The following is a 13,911-nucleotide window of genomic DNA, read 5'->3' as shown; positions in this document are numbered from 1 at the left end:
CGCGTACCCGACGTCATCCTCGGGCTCGTCCCGAGGATCTGCGACGAATCGTTTTTCTCGACGTGGTTAGATCCTCGCCACAAGGGCGAGGATGACGGCGTGGTGGCTTTGGGCGAGCCGGCAACTCGCAAGGACGCCGTCGATGCCTCTGTTGACAAGCGCCGGGCATAAGCTCCGACCTTCGCTTGCATCACCTGCATTTTTCATATAAAGATATCTTTATATCTTGATTGCCGGGGATGCCGACATGCGGTTGCCGCTCGATACACTGGTTGATGTGCTGAAGACTGTTGGCGAGCCGACCCGTTTTCGGCTGCTTGCGCTTCTGGCACGCGGCGACCTGACGGTGACCGATCTTACCGAAATCCTCGGCCAGTCGCAGCCTCGCATTTCGCGCCATCTCAAGCTCCTCACGGAAGATGCCCTGATCGAACGCTATCAGGAAGGCGCCTGGGCCTATTTCCGGCTGCGCCATGACGGCGAGGCTGCGTCCCTGGTGCGGACCATGCTGACGGCGGCTTCCCCGGACGACCCGGTTCTGTTGCGCGACGGTGAGCGGCTTGCCGCCGTGAAGCGCCAGCGGGCGGAGCGGGCGCAGGCCTATTTCAGCCGCAACGCTTCCGAATGGGACGAGCTGCGCCGTCTGCATGCGAGCGACGCCGCCGTGGAAAAGGCGCTGCTGCGGCTGGTCGGCCCTTCGCCGATCGATCTCGCTGCTCGACCTTGGCACCGGCACGGGCTGGATCCTGCAGCTTCTTGCCCCGCATTATCGCCGCGCGGTCGGCGTCGATGCGAGCCGTGACATGCTGTCGGTGGCGCGCGCCAATCTCGACAAAGCCGGCATCCTCAAGGCGTCCGTCCGTCATGCCGACATTCTCAACCTGCCGCTCGAAGGGCAGGAGTTCGATCTGGTGACCATCCACCAGGTCCTGCATTTTCTCGATCAGCCCGAGCTTGCCATCGGCGAGGCTGCGCGCATCCTGCGTCCCGGCGGTCGCCTGCTGATCGTCGATCTTGCCCCGCACAAGCTCGAACATCTGCGCGAGGAGCATGCCCATGTGCGGCTCGGCTTCTCCCACGAGACGATCAGCGACTGGCTGGAAAAGATCGGTCTCGACGTGGAGCAGGCGATCGACATCGCCCCCGATCAGACCGAGGGGCTTACCGTTACAATCTGGCTGGCGAAGGATCGCCGCCTCCTCATCGCTGACGCCGAACCGGCAACCGCGATCCCGGTTCTTCAGGAAGGCTGATCATGGACGAGAAGACGACAAACCAGCGCCTCAAGATTTCCTTCGAATTCTTTCCCCCGAAGTCGGAGGAAATGGAAGCGCAGCTCTGGGAAACCGTGGAGCGGCTTGCTCTCTGGCAGCCCGAGTTCGTCACCGTCACCTATGGCGCCGGTGGATCGACCAAAGAGCCGACGCTTGCCGCCGTGCAGAAGATCATCGGCGACACCAGCCTGCCGACGGCCGCGCACCTGACCTGCGTCGATGCCTCCAAGGACGAGGTTCGTGCTGTCGTGGACGAATATCGTGCAGCCGGCGTGCGCCGCATCGTGGCGCTGCGTGGAGATCCGGCTGCAGGTATCGGCACCGCCTATGCGCCGCATCCGCAGGGTTTTGCGCAGACAGCCGATCTGGTGCGGGCTCTGGCTGACTATGGCGATTTCGACATCTCGGTCTCGGCCTATCCGGAAAAGCATCCCGAAAGCCCCGACATGGCGGCGGATATCGATGTCCTGAAGCGCAAGGCGGATGCCGGCGCGACGCGGGCGCTGACGCAGTTCTTCTTCGATAACGACACCTTCTTCCGCTACATGGATGAGGTCGCGGCAGCCGGCATCACGCTTCCAGTTATTCCGGGCATCATGCCGATCCAGAACCTCACCCAGCTCAAGCGCTTCGCCCGCCGCTGCGGTGCCGTCATGCCGGGCTTTCTCGACGACCGATTCGAAGGGCTGGACGAGAAGCCGGAAGAGCGTGCCAAGGTCGCAGCCGATGTAGCGGCCGAGCAGATCGAGGCGCTTACGAGGCGCGGCTTCAACCATATCCATCTCTACACGATGAACCGGGCACCGCTCGTTTCGGCGGTTCTGGAGCGTATCGGTTACAAGCCCGTTGAAGCCAAGGCCGTCGCTGCCGCCTAAGCGGGCGCATCGGGATAAATCCAAAGCCCAGATGTGGAAAACGCATGCTCTTAAGGAGCATGCGTCTTTGGAAAGGCTGTCATATCAAACGTTCTTGGATGCAAGATACGACTGGCAGGATGTGTGCAGAATCAGGGCTAGATGAAAAGCATCGAAGCCACGAACACGAATGCTGCACCGACTACCAGGAGATTGAGGGGTAAGTACGTCCCATGTCTGCCTCCTTGCGTTGACCTTTAAACTTTATGACCGATTTGCGTCGGCGCAAAGCCGTTTTTATGACGCAGTGCAGCGGCGGGCGCAGTCAACATATCAAAATCGTTTCCCAAGCTGTTGCTCTTAAAACGATTTTATCTTCCTAGGGGCTGGGGAAAAATCTTGCCGAATTGTTAAAGTCTGTTGCCCGGCGTGAGCGGAAATCAGGCCGCTCGCGTTCGCGAGGCAAAGATTCTGTCCGTCCAGCATCAGCAGTCCGAGAGCGATCACGCCCATGCCGGCGAAGTCTGTCCAGCCTAGCCTTTCATGCAGGAAAAGCGCGCCGAGAAGGATGGCGCTCGGGGGCACGAGCAGCGTCACCAGCGACGCATTGGTCGCGCCGGCAAGCGCCAGGATGCGGAAGAAGATCAGGTAGGCGAAGGCGGTCGAGAGCAGGGCCAGGATGATGACGGCCGCTATGGCTTCGGTCGACGGTACGGGCAGCGACCACGGCTGGTCGTAGAAGAGGGCGGCGGGCAGCATCATCAGGGACGACGCAGTCAACTGGCCGGTGGCCGTGACCGGTGCGGCCAATCCGCGGAAGCGTTTGCCGTAGGTTCCGGCGAAGCCGTAGGAGATCGCGGCACCGATCGGCAGGATCAGGGCCCAGAGCGGGATCGAGGCGGATGAGGAGAGGCTCGGGCCGATCAGGATCGCGGTGCCCAGAAGGCCGGTCAGGCAGCCGGCGAGCTTGGCTGTGCTCAGCTTTTCATCCGCCGTGAAATGGTTGGCGATGATCACCGTCCAGATCGGTGTCGTCGCATTGAGGATTGAGGCGAGGCCGGCACCGATCTCGGTCTGGCCGAAGAAGATCAGCGTGTGGGGCAGGGCATTGTTGATGAAGCCCATCAGGATGAATTCGCGGTAGCGCTCGGCCAGCGTGCGATAGAGTCCGTGCCGGCCGCGCAGGTAGATGTGCAGCGCCAGCGCCGCGAGCCCGAGCCTCAGGAATACCAGCGTGAAGGGCGGGATTTCCAGGACTGCGATGCGGCCGAAGAAGAACGAGCCGCCCCATAGGAAGCCGAGGAGAACGAGCAGGCACCAGGCCAAGGCACTTGGTCTGGTGGAGTGGGCGGCGGTCATGATGTAATCCCGGTTGTATCAGCCGAGATTAGCTACTGCGGCGTTTTCCGCCACCCGATTCCTGCATTACCCAGAGTTTTATTAAAGCGGTTTTACGCAGTTTCGGACGCAAAACCGCTCCACACTTTTGCTGGAGCTGCTTTAGAGGGCGGAGAGCAGCGCCTGGGTCGGCCAGCCGTCGGCGGGCATGCCGAGGCGTTGCTGTTCCTTCTGCACGGCCTGGCGGGTGCCGGAGCCGAGAATGCCGTCGATCTTGCCGACGTCATGGCCATGGGCGTCGAGCTTTTCCTGAAGCTGCTTCATGGCGTCGACATCGAGGCCCGGTTCCGGCGTGGTCTTCTGGTAGGGCGGTGCGCCGGAGAGACGGGTGGCGAAATAAGCGGCGGAGGTCGTGTAGATGAACGACTGGTTCCACTGCAGATAGATGCCGAAATTCGGATAGGCGAGGAAGGCCGGTCCCTTGCGGCCCTGAGGCAGGATCAGCGCTGCCGGTAGGTTGCCGAACGTGATGTCGCCGTCACGCGGGGTAACGCCGTAGTCGAACCATTCCGAGGCCGGGATCTCGTTGCCGAGGCCGGATTTCTCGAAGGGCAGGTTTTCCGGCAGGGTGACTTCCTGGACCCAGGGTTCGCCCTTCTTCCAGCCCATGCTCTGGATGAATTTTGCCGCGGTGAGGACTGCATCCGGGGCGCTGCCCTTCACGTCGATATGGCCGCTGTTGTCGCCATCGACGCCGTGGGCGATGATGTCTTCCGGCAGCATCTGCACCTGGCCGATTTCGCCCGCCCAGGCGCCGGTATTGGTCTGCGGGTTGAGGTCGCCGTGCTGGACCATCTCGGTGAGCGCAATGAGCTGCGGGCGGAAAAGCTGCGGGCGACGGCAGTCGTGCGAGAGGGTGACCAGCGCGTTGCGGGTGTTAAAATCGCCCTGCACGGCGCCGAAATCGGTCTCCATCGCCCAGAAGGCTGTGATGACGCCCGGAGCCACGCCGAATTCGTTCTCTGCACGGGCGAAGACATCCGCATACTGCTTGAGCTTCTGGCGGCCGATATCGAGGCGGGCCTGGCTGACGGTGCGCTGGGAGAATTCGAGGAAGGTCTGGCGGAATACGCCCTGGGCCCGGTCACGGGACAGAACCTTCTGGTCGATCTGCGCGCCGGCGAGGGCCTCGTCCACTGCACTTGCCGGCACGCCCTTTGAGACCGCTTCCTGTTTTACGCCTTCGAGGAAAGCCGTCAGGTCGCCGCCGCAGGCCGGGGCAGGTTCCGCGGCTGGCGTCTGGGCGAGAGCCGGGGCAGAGAGGCCTCCGGCGATGAGAGCGGCAAGGGCAAAGCGGCGGCTGTCGAGGAATGGCATCTGGCGATCCTGGCGATCTGTGACGTGTTCGGGAATGATTTGGCGTGAAGAATGCTTGGAATGGCCGCGTCGTTCCATCACGGACGTCACGGTCACGCGGCTATTTAGCGCAGTCGCATTCACATTGCCAGAAGCACGAATCGGCGAGACGCACGAATTGGATCAGCCTTGCCTCAGTCGTTGGCGGCGGCGACCCAGGCATTCCAGGTCTTGGTGCTGCCGGAGAAGACGTTGATGTCGGTATTGCCCTTGATGCCGGGCACGACGCCGGTCGCGGTATATTGCCAGAAGGCCCATTTGCGGCCGGAATAGATCTCGCCCGGATGGGCGGCGACCGAGCGGACCCAGAAGTGATAGTCGTTGAAGGCGCCGACCAGATTGTCGCGGTGGAAGTCGACCGAGGTGTAGATGATCGGCTTGCGGCCGTAATGGGCCTCGATACGCGCCATGAAGCGGCGCATGACGTCGCGCACCGTCGCGGCATCCGGCTTCAGCTTGCAGGTCGGCGAGGCGTGGTTCCATTCCATGTCGAGCACCGGCGGCAGCATGTTGGCTTCCTTCGGCACGTTGGCGATGAACCAGTCTGCCTGATCCTCCGGCGTCGAGCAGAAATAGTAGAAGTGATAGGCCGCATGCGGAATGCCGGCATTGGCGGCGTTGCGCCAATGAGTGGTGAAGGCCGGGTCGATGCGGTCCTTGCCCTCTGTGCCCTTGATGAAGACGAAGGAGACGCCGGATTTCTTCACCGTCTGCCAGTCGATATTGGTGCCGTTCCACTTCGACAGGTCGATGCCGTGGACCTCGTGGCGGCCGGGATGATTGCGGCCGAAATCCTGCGGGTCGTTGTCACGGAACTTCGTGCCGCTGATCGAGGCGGTGTCCATCAGGTCGCTGGTCGATGTGCAGGCGCTCGCCAGAAGGGCAGTCGCGACGAGAGCAAGAAGGATACGGGGCATGGACTATCCGAGATTACCGCAGGCGCAAGCCTCTGCCCATATCTGCTAATGTGGCAAAGCTGAAGATGCCGTTTACCATAACGCCGTAAAGATTGCGTTATGGAAAGCGACGCGCCGCGATGGCGTCGTCAGCCCCGCTTGCGGATCACGGCATGCCAGGCGTATCCGCGGCCGATCTCCTCGAAGATCATGTCGGCATTGGCCAAGGCGATGTTCGCTTCCAGAACCGCGTGGAGGTTGGCCCGAGGCGTGACGTGGAAGCGTTTCAGCCAGGTCTGCAGGCTGCTGCGGAACCAGGTCGGCAAGCGTTCCTGCTGGCCGAAATCGACGATGTGGAGGGAGCCGTCGGGCTTCAGCGCGTTGAGTGCTGCGGTGATCGCCTCTTCCCATGCAGGGATCATCGACAGGGCGTAGGAGATCATGATCCGGTCGAAACCCTCGGTGCCGAAATCCACGGCGCGGAAGGTGGTGGCGTCGGCGACGATCAGCGACGGCATCGGGCCCTTGCCCGTCAGGTTGGCGCGGGCGGTCTGGAGCATCTCGTGGGAGATGTCGAGGCCGTAGAGTTCGGCTGTCGGATAATGTTTGCGGGTCAGCGCCAGATTGCGGCCGGTGCCGCAGCCGACTTCGAGAATGCGTGCGCCGGCGGGGGCTTGAGGCCCGAAATCATCCGGTCGCGGCCGAAGAGATAGTATTTGCGCGTTAGGTCGTAGATGTGCCGCTGGTAGCGGTACATCCGGTCCATCTCGGCGGCATGACCGCCGGTCGGGCCGCCCGCGGCGAAATCGGCGCTCATTCGCCGGCCTTCGCGGTGTCGGCCTTCACATAGATGTGGAAGCCGCCGTAGATGGCGGAGCGATCCTGCAGGTTCAGCTCATCCGAACGCTGGGCGAGATAGGTCCATTCCTGACGGAGGCTTTCCGACAGGCGGCCCTCGATGACGCTCTTTTCGGCGGCGGTGCGGAAGATGACGCGGGCGCCGGGGGCGGCCGTGCGGTTGATCTCGCTCCAGAGCGCATTCAGCTGCTCGTCGGTCATCCAGTCCTGGGCGTCGAGAAGGACGTAGCGATCGACCGAGGCGGCGGGCTTGCGCGACAGGAGAACGGTGACGCTTTCGTGGTGGACCGCGACGCGGTCGGTATTGCGGCTGATCGCCTTGTAATTCTCGGCGCGCAGATAGGTCGGCAGATGGCCTTCCTCCGGGCGTGGGTAGCGGCGGGCGAAGGCCTGCCAGGCGAAATAATTGTCCTTCAGCGGAAAATGGCAGGCGAGCTTTTCGAGGCGTTCGCGCAGGACCGGCGCGATCGAGCCGTTCGGTGCGAGGCTCGCCAGCTCGTCATATTGCTGCGGCGGAATGCCGAGGCCGAAGAGCGAGCTCTTGCGGCTGGTGATGAAGCGGATCAGCGGCCGGTCGAAGAGCGGCGCGATATTGGTGTCGAAGAACTGGCGCTGTTCGCGGATCGAGCGGGTCTTGGCGAACTGCTTCAGATCGACGCCATGCAAGCGGGCGACGATATGGCCGATGGTGATGAAGCGGCCGAGCAGGCCGGTGCGGTATATGTTGCGGTTGAAGACATCGACGCGGCGGCGGCCGGTGAGCGAGCGTTTTTCCCAGTAGGCGCGGGTCGCTTCATCGAGATGGCGCGCGATGTGGGCGTCGAACGCCTTGCTGTTCGTCCTGACACCATCGACGCCGAGCTGGCGGACGACATCGGCATGGGAGGGCAGGTGCTTGAACGCGGCGAGCTTCAGCCGGTTCAGTGCGATGTGGTGGCGGTTGAGGTCGACGACGTCGATCTGCTTCGGGGAGCGGGAGAGGTAGGCCAGCATGTTGCAGCCGCCGGAGCCGATGGTGACGATCGAATGGCCTTCCGAAAGCTCCATCGCTTCCATGTCGACCGCCGGATCCTCCCAGATCTGCGGATAGACAAGGCCGGAGAAGAGGAGGCCGAACAGGCGCTCCGAGAGGCCGTGGGCGGAGAGGGCCTTGTGCTGGAGGAGGGCGTCTTTCAGCTTGCGATTACGCTGCAAACCACGATCTTCGACGATATCTGCCATGACCAATCCTGCCTCATCATGAGTTCGAAGGCGTTTAGCCGCTTCGTGCTACAGCTTCGTGACGCTTGCTGTGACTTGGCTGAGTAAGGGCTGTCGGCGGCCTTTGGTTTAGGGTGATCGTGCCCTGTCATTGTCGCTCCCTTCTGTAGCCGGTTAGCGCAGGACGGAGTCCGCCCTTGGCGATCTTTGGCATTTTCATTTCGGACTTGATCCGAAGTCGGCCGGGGCGCTGAAAGCTGCCTCGTAAGTTTAGTTTAAAGTGACACCTCTCAGCGCCCCGTTCGGCAGTTTTTATCCGTGAACTCCGGTTGCTCTGCGGTGAGCGGGACAGTGGGCACGGGGGCGTGTCTCATTTACGAGTGTCATGCACGCCCTTTTACGGAACCCGGCCCGGGCCATGACGACCTTGAGCCACGTCATCCACCTGCGCCACGGTTTCCGAACATCCGAGAATGTTCGCGAACGCCCCATGGCACCATCCCGCCACCCTCTAATGCCTCACAGGCACGCCCGACGCGCCATCAGGGAAGTGATGCGGGATGTCGGTCCGACTTTCATCCCGCGCCTCCCGGTCGTCGGAGGGCAACCATTTTCTCACGGACCCCGATGAGGAAGGTTCACGTCGTCCCTTCATCACCGATGCCGGCCCCGCCTCGCCGGAACGCCTTCCGGTGTATCCGCGACGGGACGGGGGAATTGTAGGCAGAGTTCGAAAAGACGGGGATGAAGTTTGTTGTAAGGGATTGAAATTGCTCAAAAGGGGTGCCGGAACGTCCCCGGCCTTTCGCTTGGGCTCAAGGCGTTCGTCCTTCGAAACGATTCACTGGATCGTTTCGTCGGCTTCGCCGACCAGTCCTCACCCCGATGCGGGAGAGGAAGAAAAATCAGCATCTTAGCTGACAAGCTAAGTGCTAGATTTTTCAGGAGAGGGGCAAGATCGTCCCCGCCGGCATCAACCCCCTCTCTTGGAGTTTCTAGCACTTAGCCTTTGGCTAAGATGCTGAAATTCCATTCTCCCCCGCCGAGGGGGAGAAAGTGCCAGCCGCACCCTCGGCGCTTTCCCAACCGGCCTTTCGCTTGGGCTCAAGGCGTTCGTCCTTCGAAACGATTCACTGGATCGTTTCGTCGGCTTCGCCGACCGGTCCTCACCCCGTTGGGGGAGAGGTTACAAAATCATGATCTTAGCCTCAGCGAATTCTTAGATTTTGTTGGTGAGGGGCATGGAGGCGGCATTCGACCTCAAGGGAGGAAAACGCGATAACGCGGGATGTGAAAACTACGGGCTTTTCCTCGCGATCGGATTTTGCTTGCATGCGCGCCGAAAGATGGAGGCGTTTGTGGTCAGGCGGATTTCTCGTGTTCTCGTCGTCATCGTGTTGGTGCTGCTGGTCGGTGCCGGGGGCTGGCTCTATTTCGTGCCGCCCGGTCTGCTTCGTGTCGGCAGCGGCTATACCGCCAAGATCGTCTGCTCGAATGTCTTTATTGCCCATCGGGATCCGCAGGAGGTGCTTTCGCTCGACGTGCAGGCGCCGGGCAATCCGCTGTTGCGGCTGATGCGGGTCGATGTGGACCGGGAGACGCAGCATGTCCGGGCGGGGCTGCTCGGCCAAATCGCGCCGAGCGAAGCCATCTATCGCGAGGGCACGGGATGTACGCTGGTGCCGGATGGCACGGCGGCCATCGCCCAGAGGCAATTGCGAGCGCCCGACCTGGATGTGCCGGATGCCTTGTGGCCCGAGGGGCAGAAAATCGAGTCTGCCGAATCCTTTGCGGGCGTGCTTTCAGACGCAACTTTAACCGGTCCGGGCATGCGCGGAGTCGTGATCGTCCACAAGGGCGGCATTGCAGGAGAAACCTATGGCAACGGATTTTCCAAGGATACGCCGCTGCTCGGCTGGTCGATGACCAAGACGGTCAATGCCGCGATCATCGGCCGTTTGCTGGCCGAGGGCCGGATGCGGCTGGACGAGACGGGGCTTTTTCCGGAATGGCAGAATGACGGGCGGGCGCAGATCAGCGTCGCGGATCTTCTCGGGATGGAGAGCGGGCTCGCCTTCAACGAGGATTACGGCACGGTGGCGGACGTGACCCGCATGCTGTTCCTCGAGCCGGACATGGCGCGTTTCGTCGCCAGCCTGCCGCTGGAGGGTAAGGTGGGCGAGGCATTCAAGTATTCGTCGGGGACTGCCATGCTCCTCTCACGGATCTGGATGAACCATGCCGGCAGTCAGTCGGAGGCGATCGCCTATCCGCGCAAGGCCTTGTTCAAGCCGCTCGGCATGACGAGTGCCGTGCTGGAGACAGATGCCGCCGGAACCTATGCCGGTAGCTCCTACATGTATGCCACGGCGCGGGACTGGGCGCGGTTCGGGCTGCTGCTGGCGCAGGATGGTGTGTGGAATGGCGAGAGGCTGTTGCCGGAGGGGTTCGTTGCGCAGATGCATGAACCCGACAGGAGCTCGAACGGTCGCTATTCGAAGATGCAGACCTGGATCCCGAACCCGCGCGAGGGGCTTCCGGGCGACACATTCATCATCGACGGGCATGACGGGCAGAAGCTCTATGTCGTTCCGTCGCTGGATCTCGTCGTGCTGCGCATGGGGCTGACACCACGGCCCATGGGATATCAGGCGATACCGCTGTTGAAGGCGGTCATCGCGAAACTGGAAGCCGGCTGATTATTTCTGCAGGACGTGGAGCATGTCCTTGCGCTTGGCATCATAGTAATAGCCGCGCGCGTAGAGCCGGATCGCGTTGTCGTTCTGGTTGTCTGCGACGAGCCAGGCGCCGCGCAGATATTTTATCGCGTATTTGAGGTTGGTCTCGGCGTCGAGCAGGCCTTCCGGCGGACCTTCGTAGCCCATCGACTTGGCGGTCGAATACTTGATCTGCATGAGGCCCCAATAGCCGTTCTTGTGATAGGCCTTGGGGTCGTATTTGCTTTCGCGGTGGACGACGCGGTGGACCAGCGATTCCGGCACGCCATAAAGGCCGGCATAGCGGTGGATCAGCTTTTTCAGATCGGAAGGCGCACCGTCAGCGGTTTCCGGCATCGGCTCGCCCGGTGCCGGCGGGAATTCCATGCGGTTGTCGATGGCCGAGACGGCAGCGACGGCCTTGGGCTGGGCGGCATAGGCGAGCGTGGTGGTTCCCGAGGACATGCCCGGTACGGCGGGGCGAGGCGTCGGAATAACCGACTGCAGTGCTACCATGTCCGGCGTCAGTTCGGGTTCGTCGAGTGCGATCGCCTGGGCTGCTGCGGGCTGGATCTGGCCGGTCTGGACGGCTGCCGCAACGGGCGGCGATACGAGGCGTCCGGCCTTGGCGGTCGTATGCGGTGCGGTCTGGGCGGAGGCGAGGAGTGTGGACGTGGTTGCCGTCTGAGGGGCAACCGCCGTTATCGCTGGAGCCGAGGGCTGCATGGCGACGAAGGGCGCCATTGTCGTCGATGCCATGGCGACCGTCTGGACTGAGGTCGCTTCGGTTGCGGTGGGAACCGGAATGGGGAGGCGGCTGGTCTTGACGAGGGTGACGGTATTGTCGGCGCCGGCCTGGATGGCGGTGCCGTCTGTCGGCTGGCCTGCAACGGCAACCTGTTCGCCGGCGGTTGCCTCGGTCGATGTCGTGCCGTTCGAGGCCACATTGCCTTCACGATCCACGCTCGAACATGCGGCCAAAGCAGAGGACATGGCAAGAACCACGGCTGCCTTGCGGCCGACAAAACGCATCATCGCCATTGGGTCGCTTTCACTAAAAATCGTTGCCCAGAACGTTAACAAGACCGCCCGGAAATCGCGGAATGTCGATTTCCATTAACCTATCCGGATCGTGCCGACAAGCGGCCACGCATCACGCGGCAATGCGCCGGTATCCGGCGGTGACGGCGCGTCTTGCGATATATAGGGTTTTGGGCTTGTGCGAGGCTTTCCCCGAGGCGGGGCGGCGGCGTCGTTTCCATGTGGAAAGCTTAGGAACGAGCGCATAGGCAAGGGTGGAGGCGAAGGCCGAGGCAGCGAGAATGGCGAGGATCGTGGCGGAGAATGCCAACTGGTCGGTGCCGGGATTGGCGAACTGGCCGATGATGGCGGCGAGAAGGAAGATGTAGCGGCCGCTCCCGAACGTCACCCGGAGGAAATGGGCGAAAACGCGGAGAGGCCGGGTCTCGGGGAGATTGTCGTTGTCGGCGACGCCGCCGCGCAGACGCGGATCCTGCAGGGCATAAAGGCCGTAGATCATCAGGAAAGAGAGGCCGAGCCACGACGCCGCGTCATCGATTGCCGGCATGACGGCGATCAGACAGACGACCGCCGCCGTTGCGATGGCGGAGGCGAGAATGATCGCCACCATGGCCGCCGGGACGGTGAGGAGGGCGCTCTTGCGCCCCCAGGACCGCGCATAGGTGGCGACGGAAATGGCAAGCGGGTGAGGAAGCAGCAGCAGCGCCGATGCGGTCGCGCCTAGAGCCAGCCATGCCTCAATGGTCATCATCACCCTCCCGGACGCCCACAGCGCCCGTCATTGCCAAGAAAAGGACGAAAGTCAGGCCGCCTTGAAGGGCTGCCCGATCGTGTCCATCATGTCACCAAACCATTTTGCCGACATATCGAAAGGTTTTCCACCCTTGATGCGCGGAAATTCGATCGTGCGGAGCCTGCCCCCATGATCCTCGTCATGGCCGGTGACGCCGGATACCTTGTTCAACGCGCTTTCCACGGCCAGATCGACCATGCCCTGGATCAATCTCAAATCATCGGCATTGGCCGGTGCGGAGCGGGCGAAATAACCGGATTTCTGTACCATCGAGCGTTCCGCGTCGAGTAGTGCGGCGAACTGTTTCTGGAACCAGTTGCCGACATTGATCGTGTCGAGCTTGACGTGGCCGAAGGCATCGCGCTTCACCGTCTCGCCGGCGGCTTCGCGCTCTGCGACAATCGCGTCGAGGCAGGCGCCTTCCGAGACGAACAGCGTGACATGGCCGCTTTTGTCCATGATCTTCTTCAGGCGCGCCGCTTCCTTCTGGGCGTCGAAAGCCATTTCCGGCAGGTAGAGGCCGTCTATGCCTTTCATCTCCCTGCTCATCATGAAGCCTTCGACATATTCGTTGGCGTTGGTCTTCTGCATGTAGGCGCGCGCGGTCGCAGCCGTCAGCCAGCCGCAATGACGGCCCATGACCTCGTGGATGACAAGGGTACGAGGCGCGGCGGTCTGTTCGTTGGAGACGTTGTCGAAGAAGGTGGCGCCGACTTCGGCGGCCGTCCAGGCGCCGAGCGACTGGCGGATCGGCACGACGTCGTTGTCGACCGTTTTCGGCAGGCCGACGACGGTGAGGTTATAGCCGTTGGCGCCGAGATAGGCGGCGAGATCGGCTGCGGTCGTGTTCGTATCGTCACCGCCGATCGTGTGGAGAATCGTCACGCCGTCGGCGGCAAGGCGCTCTGCGGCCACCGCCAGCGGGTTCTGGCCTTCCTTGACCAGTCCGCGCTTGACGCAGTCGGCGGCGTTGGTGAGCTTGACGCGGCTGTTGCCGATCGGCGAGCCGCCATAGCGATGCAGAAGATGGGCCTTTTCGCGCATCTGCGGGGTGATTTCGATTCGATCCTGGAGCAGCACGCCCTGGTAGCCCGAGCGGTAGGCGATGAGTTCGGCATCGGGTGCGATGTCGGTATATCGGCTGATCAGTCCGCCGACTGCGGATGACAGGCAGGGGCGAGACCGCCCGCGGTCAGCATTGCAACTTTCTGTTTGGCCATGGATCCTCCGTCGCGCCGATGCGCTCACTATGGACAAGTCATCGAAATGGATGCGTCAGCATATAGGGCGTGTAAAGTGAATTTCTCAAGAAAGCGCGCCGTTGTGTCAATCTGTCTCGCAAGCGCTTAAAGTCGAGCATTTTCAGTTGGTTATTGCGGTGTGCGAAAAGTCTTTCGCACAAGCCGGCAGGCGATTATGATCGGAACATCCAAACTCTGCGATACGATCTTCGCTATCGTGATCGTGGGAACAGGCGATATGTCAGGACGATCCGGAACGCTTGTCGCTTTCATGAATTGGACC

8 protein-coding genes and 3 pseudogenes are annotated in these 13,911 nt (G+C 62.0%); 3 read left to right on the top strand and 8 right to left on the bottom strand.

Features of this window, described 5'->3' with window-relative positions:
• Positions 1-247 precede the first annotated feature (247 nt).
• Positions 248-1,253, top strand: a pseudogene (locus tag N7E02_RS27715) (ArsR/SmtB family transcription factor).
• A gap of 2 nt (positions 1,254-1,255) precedes the next feature.
• Complete coding sequence (metF, locus tag N7E02_RS27710; RefSeq protein WP_286581059.1) at positions 1,256-2,149, top strand: methylenetetrahydrofolate reductase [NAD(P)H]; 894 nt, start codon at positions 1,256-1,258, stop codon at positions 2,147-2,149.
• Positions 2,150-2,488: 339 nt separating this feature from the next.
• Here metF and N7E02_RS27705 read toward each other — a convergent pair whose 3' ends face one another.
• From N7E02_RS27705 to N7E02_RS27685, 5 genes and pseudogenes are all read right to left on the bottom strand, one after another.
• On the bottom strand, positions 2,489-3,487 hold the full coding sequence (locus N7E02_RS27705; RefSeq protein ID WP_286581057.1) for a DMT family transporter: 999 nt from the start codon (positions 3,485-3,487) through the stop codon (positions 2,489-2,491).
• A 141-nt stretch (positions 3,488-3,628) separates the two neighbouring features.
• Positions 3,629-4,843: a lytic murein transglycosylase gene (locus N7E02_RS27700; RefSeq protein ID WP_286581056.1), complete on the bottom strand. Its 1,215-nt coding sequence runs from the start codon at positions 4,841-4,843 to the stop codon at positions 3,629-3,631.
• Positions 4,844-5,016: 173 nt separating this feature from the next.
• Positions 5,017-5,799, bottom strand: a complete 783-nt coding sequence (locus tag N7E02_RS27695) for a glycoside hydrolase family 25 protein (protein WP_286581054.1) — start codon at positions 5,797-5,799, stop codon at positions 5,017-5,019.
• A 128-nt stretch (positions 5,800-5,927) separates the two neighbouring features.
• Positions 5,928-6,595, bottom strand: a pseudogene (locus N7E02_RS27690) (class I SAM-dependent methyltransferase).
• Entirely contained in the window at positions 6,592-7,857 is a 1,266-nt protein-coding gene (locus tag N7E02_RS27685; protein ID WP_286581052.1) for a BtaA family protein, read from the bottom strand. Before N7E02_RS27685 ends, N7E02_RS27690 begins: the two are co-directional and overlap by 4 nt.
• A 1,337-nt stretch (positions 7,858-9,194) precedes the next feature.
• On the opposite strand from N7E02_RS27685, the gene N7E02_RS27680 reads away from it, so the two are divergent.
• On the top strand, positions 9,195-10,535 hold the full coding sequence (locus tag N7E02_RS27680; RefSeq protein WP_286581051.1) for a serine hydrolase domain-containing protein: 1,341 nt from the start codon (positions 9,195-9,197) through the stop codon (positions 10,533-10,535).
• On the opposite strand, the gene N7E02_RS27675 is transcribed toward N7E02_RS27680, so the two are convergent.
• From N7E02_RS27675 to N7E02_RS27665, 3 genes and pseudogenes are all read right to left on the bottom strand, one after another.
• Positions 10,536-11,594: a transglycosylase SLT domain-containing protein gene (locus N7E02_RS27675; RefSeq protein ID WP_286581050.1), complete on the bottom strand. Its 1,059-nt coding sequence runs from the start codon at positions 11,592-11,594 to the stop codon at positions 10,536-10,538.
• A 112-nt stretch (positions 11,595-11,706) separates the two neighbouring features.
• Entirely contained in the window at positions 11,707-12,342 is a 636-nt protein-coding gene (locus N7E02_RS27670) for a hypothetical protein (RefSeq protein ID WP_286581049.1), read from the bottom strand.
• Positions 12,343-12,396: 54 nt separating this feature from the next.
• A pseudogene (locus N7E02_RS27665) lies at positions 12,397-13,607 on the bottom strand (pyrophosphate--fructose-6-phosphate 1-phosphotransferase).
• Positions 13,608-13,911: the final 304 nt, after the last annotated feature.

It is taken from the genome of Terrirhizobium terrae (assembly GCF_030323265.1).
GTDB lineage: Bacteria > Pseudomonadota > Alphaproteobacteria > Rhizobiales > Rhizobiaceae > Neorhizobium.
This window is presented reverse-complemented; position numbering and strand designations above follow the sequence as displayed.

Excerpts from the sequence above, each read along its gene's own strand:
- metF (WP_286581059.1), top strand. The coding sequence starts at position 1,256 with ATGGACGAGAAGACGACAAACCAGCGCCTCAAGATTTCCTTCGAATTC.
- N7E02_RS27705 (WP_286581057.1), bottom strand. The coding sequence starts at position 3,487 with ATGACCGCCGCCCACTCCACCAGACCAAGTGCCTTGGCCTGGTGCCTG.
- N7E02_RS27700 (WP_286581056.1), bottom strand. The coding sequence starts at position 4,843 with ATGCCATTCCTCGACAGCCGCCGCTTTGCCCTTGCCGCTCTCATCGCC.
- N7E02_RS27695 (WP_286581054.1), bottom strand. The coding sequence starts at position 5,799 with ATGCCCCGTATCCTTCTTGCTCTCGTCGCGACTGCCCTTCTGGCGAGC.
- N7E02_RS27685 (WP_286581052.1), bottom strand. The coding sequence starts at position 7,857 with ATGGCAGATATCGTCGAAGATCGTGGTTTGCAGCGTAATCGCAAGCTG.
- N7E02_RS27675 (WP_286581050.1), bottom strand. The coding sequence starts at position 11,594 with ATGGCGATGATGCGTTTTGTCGGCCGCAAGGCAGCCGTGGTTCTTGCC.
- N7E02_RS27670 (WP_286581049.1), bottom strand. The coding sequence starts at position 12,342 with ATGACCATTGAGGCATGGCTGGCTCTAGGCGCGACCGCATCGGCGCTG.